The 5,576-nt window shown below is 51.4% G+C and carries 5 protein-coding genes; all 5 read right to left on the bottom strand.

Going from position 1 to position 5,576, the window contains the following annotated elements; genetic code table 11:
- Positions 1-535: 535 nt before the first annotated feature.
- Positions 536-2,086 carry an amidohydrolase family protein gene (locus ACR0CG_RS23505; protein ID WP_480527908.1) on the bottom strand — a complete coding sequence of 517 codons (1,551 nt, stop codon included), beginning with the start codon at positions 2,084-2,086 and terminating at the stop codon, positions 536-538.
- A gap of 102 nt (positions 2,087-2,188) precedes the next feature.
- Positions 2,189-2,851: a trimeric intracellular cation channel family protein gene (locus ACR0CG_RS23500; RefSeq protein ID WP_480527906.1), complete on the bottom strand. Its 663-nt coding sequence runs from the start codon at positions 2,849-2,851 to the stop codon at positions 2,189-2,191.
- A gap of 66 nt (positions 2,852-2,917) precedes the next feature.
- The gene (locus ACR0CG_RS23495; RefSeq protein ID WP_480527904.1) at positions 2,918-4,066 is read right to left on the bottom strand and encodes a C45 family autoproteolytic acyltransferase/hydolase; all 1,149 of its coding nucleotides are present in this window, start codon (positions 4,064-4,066) and stop codon (positions 2,918-2,920) included.
- A gap of 95 nt (positions 4,067-4,161) precedes the next feature.
- Positions 4,162-5,004, bottom strand: coding sequence for a hypothetical protein (locus tag ACR0CG_RS23490; protein WP_480527902.1), 843 nt, complete (start codon positions 5,002-5,004; stop codon positions 4,162-4,164).
- A 359-nt stretch (positions 5,005-5,363) separates the two neighbouring features.
- Positions 5,364-5,576 (bottom strand): hypothetical protein (locus ACR0CG_RS23485; RefSeq protein WP_480527900.1); only part of this gene is annotated, 213 nt, incomplete at its 5' end.

Genomic DNA, 5,576 nt, shown 5'->3' with positions numbered 1-5,576 from the left:
AGGCCGGACACATGACTGCTTCTGACAAATGCGCAAATCAGATCAAAAATGTCTTGCTAGGAAGGAGCCATCCACACACGCCATTCGCTGCGACTTGCGCCTATGTCGGATATGCGCAGAAAGCGGGCTTTGCAAAGTTTTGCGTGCAACCCAGACCAACCCTTTGCCTTGTAACGCACCCAGCATATCGATAGCAAGAATTGAACCAGTGCTTACAATTGTTTGGATCACGATCAAACTGGTTGGCTCTTGAAGTTTGGAGCTTAGTCATGGCTACCCAATGGCAGTCTGTCGAACGAGTTACCAACAATGACATAACGCGGGTCGTCGCATTGCTTTCAATCATTGGTTATCTCATCCTATTCAACGACCACATTGCGGAAATAGCTTCATTTTGGATGATTTCTGGAGTTGAACCGGGTACAAAACATCTTTTTACTTGAGCGGCTTAGCCAAGATGAGGCTAGTTTTCTTTGGTAGCCTACTATTGCTGCTTGCAACCGCACTCCAGAAATTTGAACACCGAGGTTTGCAATTAGTTTCTGACCGGCATGCGAACCGCTTGCCCAGGGTAAACCCCTTCGAGAACCTCGCTGTCTTTGACCACGATGGTGCCATTAACCAAGACGTATGGAATACCCGTTGATGGCAAACCAGGTTCGTCCATCGTCGAATTCTCGGTGACTGTTTCCGGATCGAAAATGGTGATGTCGGCGTCGGCACCTACTTGAATTCGGCCCTTATACGCCATGAGAGAGACGCCGCTGTCTTCAAGGAAACGTGCCACGTCGTAGCTCATTTTGCCGAGGGCTGTCATTAACGACATAAGGTCGTCCTCTCGCACCAGTCGCAAAACAAGCGCATAACTTCCCGCCCCGCGCGGGTGGCCGCCAAGACCCTCGTAGGGTGTGTCCCAGTCAAACGCATTTTCGCCGGTCGCCAAGATTGTCAACGGGAACGCATCGCTGCCGACAACCGTTGTGCCCGGACGCGCCAGCGCAGAAAGCATGACTTCGTCGGTTGAACCCAAAAACGTCACAGCTGTTGTCGGGGCCGCCTGCATCAATTCTTCGTAGCGCTCTTTGGTTAGTGGCTTGCCAGTCGCTGACTCGGTTATGTCGGAATAGGTGCGCCCCATTGCCGGCCCATAATTTGATGGCACCAAATAGTCTGCCGCAACAATTGTCGCGCCAAAGTTGTACGGGTAAATCTCGCCCAGAACATTCAGCCCATTTGCTCGTGCATCGTCGATCCGGTTCAGAACCATGTCAGTGGTGCCCAATGCCTGCTGGTGAATGTGGTGGAACAACAGCCCTCCGCCATAGATACCAAGGTTCGAGATGAATTCTGACGTGGCAAGAGCACCGGACAGAGGATCGGCCTGGCTTGAAAACCGAGCATGTACGAAGGTTGCAACACCGTACTTGCCTGCAAGCTTCTGAATCCCAATAATTTCACGTGCCGTGATCCCATCAACGGCGTACCCCACCGGAACTGCGAAACCTAAAGCACCTCTACGAATACCTTCTTCCGACAATTCGACGAACTTATCCGCTTCGTCGTCGGTCGGGACTTTTTGAAAGGCCATCTTTATGTCGGCAGAGTCTCCGTATTCCCAGTTGTCCGTGACTATCGACCCTGTCACAGTGTCGTACTCGGGGTTCAGCGTACTTTCGCGAATACCAAACAGAGAGACTGAGGCGCCATAGTTGGTCTGCGATTTGCCTTCTAGGGCATCGTAATAATTGTCGACGGGCCAGGCGCCCATCTCTAACTCAAGCGGTGTCGTGACCCCGTTGCGTAGCATGAGTTTTTGCATGAAAGGTGAATCGGTGACGTGAGAATGCATGTCGATGAATCCAGGGGCTACGACATGGCCAGTTGCGTCAATCGATTCTGCTCCGGTGATTTCGTCTTGCGTTATCGCTTTAATGGACCCGTCAGACACGCCAACATTGGCGACCGCATCGTAGCCGGTTTCCGGGTCCATGACCCGCCCGTTCAATATCACAACGTCAAAGTCTTGAGCTTGGGCACCCGTCGTGAGCACCGCGTAGACTGCGGCAGCTAAATAAACATTCCTCATAAGTTCGAACCTCCCAGATCTCTTTCAAGTCGTTTCCTCGCAAAGTGATCGATACCTGCCGCTAGCCTTACATTCCGCCAAAAGAACTGGAACTCCGACTGCTTAACCGTCTTTCTCATTATGCTTTCCCAAACTCACAAACGCACCGCGAGGTCCCATCCTCAAATCATAATGTATTGATATTGCTCGCAGAACCAGCGCGATTGAGAATGCAATCAGCTCTGCGATCCCTTCGGGCATTTCGAATGACAAAAGAAGGGCGTAAAGCGACGCGCCAATCAATGCGATAGTAGCGTAAGGCTGACTGCTGGTGATCATTGGTTGGGTGTTTGTAATCACGTCACGAATAACACCGCCTCCGGTTGCGGTTACCATTCCCATCAGAATCGCGACCGGCCAAACTACACCGTGGGCGAGTGCTATGTTGCAGCCGGCGACACCAAACGCAGCCAAGCCTAAGGCATCGCCCCAAACCATACCTCGGCGCCGAAGTATCTCGTCAGTCACAAAGAAGAACGTAATGGTGGAAACAACGATACAGAGGAAGATTTCGCTTGGGTTCTGTACCCAGAATACAGGGCGGCCGATGATCAGGTCGCGAATTGTACCTCCGCCCAAACCAGTTATTGTGCCGATCAAAACGACGCCAATAATGTCCATTCGGTGGCGCATGGCAGTCAACGCGCCACTAATGGCAAACACAGCGTCACCGAAGTATATTATTGCGTTGATGCTGGAAGACAGCGGCTGTATTTCGCCGTTCATCTTCATCCTCCGGGTGTTTTTGGCGGATCAGGAATCGGAGTTTCGTGACTCCGCTCCCCAAAAGGCTCAGGAGTTCCACAAGGCTTTTAGGTCAACTTCGGTCCAATCTTGGAAATAGTCTGGAACAGGGACTTTAAGCCAGACCTTACGGCCCATTATGTCTGTAACCATCTGATGAGTCGTCAGGTCTGCATCTTGATTGGTCGGCTTGGTACAGCCACCGTTCTCGGCAAAACTGCCGTCTTCATTGAACAGCCGAAGATCCATCAGATCGCGCGTTGTCTTCGCATCAACTTTCCCAGCATTGTCGGCCAGACGGTCGGTCATATTGCTAAAGCGCCGTAGTGAATTGCTTACTGTCTCGCGCTTGCCCAAACCCCAGGTTTCCCCAAGGAAGGTGTTTACGACTACATAACTTTCGCCACTTGCTGGTCGCACACGGTTCCCCCCGAGAGACGAACACTCCACCGAAGCTGCCGCGTTCTCGTCACCAACGCTGAATATCATCGATGCGCTGTTATTGATCCCGTTGAACCGCGCCACCATCGCCTCAACGGAGGCGACCTCACTCATTATATCGGTAATAATGTTGAGTGTAGATGGACGGTTTTCATAGACCACCGATCCACCCATGCTGGTCCCGTCATGCAGATCCAGATAGGCGCCGTGTTCGTTTAGTGCGGTAAAGGCGGCATACATCCCAGGCCAGCCGAGTGTCGCGAGCTTGTATGATCCATCACTTGGCTTGCGCACGGTTAGGACCTGCGGGAACTTGTTGAAAGTCTCGCTCCAATCCATGTTGCGCCCGGCATATGTGTTGCCATCGGCAGAATGCCCACCCCAAGAGAAAATCGTTGTACAACCGGCAAAGGAATGCAGCTTGGCCTGATAGACTCCAAACTCCATGACATGATCAAGCATGCAAACGCTCTCACGCGACCAACCAGTGCCTTCGACTACACCGTCGTACCAAGTGCGAGTGCGGGTGGACGAGGTTGCATAGGCCCGCCCCGACCAACCCTGCAAATCATCTTCTGAAATTGCTCCGGATTTTAGACCGGGAGCGACCAGCGTATCCCAAGCCGACTGCATGTGTTCAACCATGAGCGAGCCGTACTGACGACCCATTTCATAAGACGTGCCTTCGACGACCGGAATGAGAAATCCGTTAGCATTATAGAGCGTCCCAGCTCCTGAAGTCTTTATGGTTTCCATATTGATTTTCCTCACTTAATTGATGGCTTTATCGCTGGATTGGAGGCGCTGGCTGAACGTCAGAAGGGCCTGGCCGCCTGTTAAAGTGTGACTTTTCAAAACTTGAAGCGCGCGCCGATAAATGGTCCGCTGACATCAAGCTTGTCGAACGATCCAAAATCACGGAGGTTCCATTCTAGGTATCTGTAACCAAAAGACAGATCGAACTTTTCGAAGCGGTAGTGTGCCGCCAGCAGTGCCTGCCAGGTAAGATCGCTCTGACCGGCTCCAACATCAGCATAGTAAACAAGATACCACCGATCACTGAGATCAAGGTCGCCGGTTATGCCCACTACGGCGTCCCACGCACTCTCTGTGTCGGAGATGCGTTCACTTGAACCGCCGAGCGAGGCATCCAGTTCGCTGTCAAGCCAGAGATATCGCGCGCCTCCCAAAGCACTTACTTTGGAAGTGGGTGTTTCGGACAACGCGTAAGCGGCACCAAATGTTGAAATGAACGAGCGGGCATCAACTTCGACGCTCGCACTAATTGGTCCGCTTCCTAAATCAAGAGAGCCATTTTCGGAATCAGATACGTCCAGATAGAGCAAATCAGCAAATAGCGTCCATCTTTGCTGTTCGGCTTTAACGGCTGCCATTCCACCCAGTTTCAAGTTGTCCAGCAGTGATCCGAAACTGACATCGACCGAAGACCCTGATGTGGTTTCGCCGCCAAGACTTGCGCCCCAAAGGTAAATCTCACCGAACCAATCCCAACTGTTTTCGGCTTTTGCATGGGAACTTGAAAAGACCGCGGTAGCGAAAACAGCTGCGCAGGTTGTTGCTTTACTGTTCTCCTCGCGAAGTCTGGTTGTCCTCGCGACGCTAGAATGTCGCTTTCGCCAATATGGGCCCTTTGCGGTGCCTGATGACATCAATTTGCTTGCTACAAGTTTCACGTTTTGCCTGAAATTCGAGCAAGATCGCTTCCATTGCGTTATGTGACCCAAAAATCTCAACTCATAGTTCCTCGAAATTTCTACGCATTCACCTAAGCGCCCTAAGAGATCGAAAACGCCCCAAAGCATTGAAACGCCACTGGTTTCTGATCATCACGCCTAAGTCAAAAATAAACCGAGAACCGAATGAGGTGGGGGAAAATCGCTATCCGAATCTTCCGTCTTTGAACCAATGGGTACTTCAATCAGGAGACCCACGTATGCGATCTGGCGGATGTTGAAGTAAAACCGCAAAGTCGTGGCTAAAACTTGAAACTGCAATTCAACAAAACATATGCTTACAAATAAATTTGTAGGGATCAGGCGGTTTTGGCATGAGTGAGAGCTTCGTTCGAGGAACCCAAGAAACTCATCGAATCAATTCGAGGCTCTTTGAGCCATTGGCCAGAGCCTCGCCGGTTTTGGAGGCCCATCAGACCCAGCTGTCTGACGTCAGCACCAATGGGACAGTTTAAGTAGATTTGATAAGAGAGGGTTTCTGGCTCATCGTAACCGCCAAGGAGTGGAGATGA

The sequence above is a fragment of the Ruegeria sp. AB8 genome, from assembly GCF_056542605.1.
The sequence above is the reverse complement of the archived record's forward strand: the minus strand, read 5'-3'. Positions and strand labels throughout refer to the sequence as shown.

Bases quoted from the DNA above. Each gene is read 5' to 3' on its own strand.
- ACR0CG_RS23495 (WP_480527904.1), bottom strand. From the start codon at position 4,066: ATGGAAACCATAAAGACTTCAGGAGCTGGGACGCTCTATAATGCTAAC.
- ACR0CG_RS23500 (WP_480527906.1), bottom strand. From the start codon at position 2,851: ATGAACGGCGAAATACAGCCGCTGTCTTCCAGCATCAACGCAATAATA.
- ACR0CG_RS23505 (WP_480527908.1), bottom strand. From the start codon at position 2,086: ATGAGGAATGTTTATTTAGCTGCCGCAGTCTACGCGGTGCTCACGACG.